This is a genomic window from Vibrio sp. 2033 (assembly GCF_033339735.1).
On the sequence record NZ_JAWOVC010000669.1, the window covers coordinates 1 to 558 of the forward strand.

General features: G+C 49.1%; 1 protein-coding gene. It reads left to right on the forward strand.

Translation table 11 applies throughout. From position 1 onward, the window contains the following. The coding region (locus R7P74_RS28400) for a M16 family metallopeptidase (RefSeq protein ID WP_318124030.1) at window positions 1-558 on the forward strand (558 nt) is incomplete at both ends.

The following is a 558-nucleotide window of genomic DNA, read 5'->3' on the forward strand; positions in this document are numbered from 1 at the left end:
GTCACCGTGAGCAACGAAACTCCGACAGTCATGATGCAATTCAGCTTGCCTGCGGGCACGCGTTTTGTGGAAAAAGGCAAAGAAGGCCTAGCGCAACTGACAGCCGCTATGTTGCAAGAAGGAACGACCAAACGTAGCGTGGAACAAATTCAAGCTGAGCTCGATAAACTCGGCAGCATGATCTCTGTCGATGCCACAGGCTACACGACGAACATCAGCGTTTCTTCTTTAGAAAAGAATTTAGAGCCAACACTGAAAATTGTTGAAGAGATGCTGCTGTCGCCAGCGTTCAAACAAGAAGATTTTGATCGTGTGAAAATGCAGGCACTCGAAGGGCTTGTGTACGAACATCAAAATCCAAGTTGGATGGCATCTCAAGCAAGTCGACAAGTGCTGTATGGCGATTCTGTTTTCGCTCGTCCGAAAGACGGCACGCAAGCCGGGGTCAGTGCGCTAACGCTTGATGATGTACGTGAGTTCTACGCTAAGCACTACACACCGCAGAGTGCACAAGTCGTGGTGGTGGGTGACATTGCTAAACAAGACATTGAGCAGAAG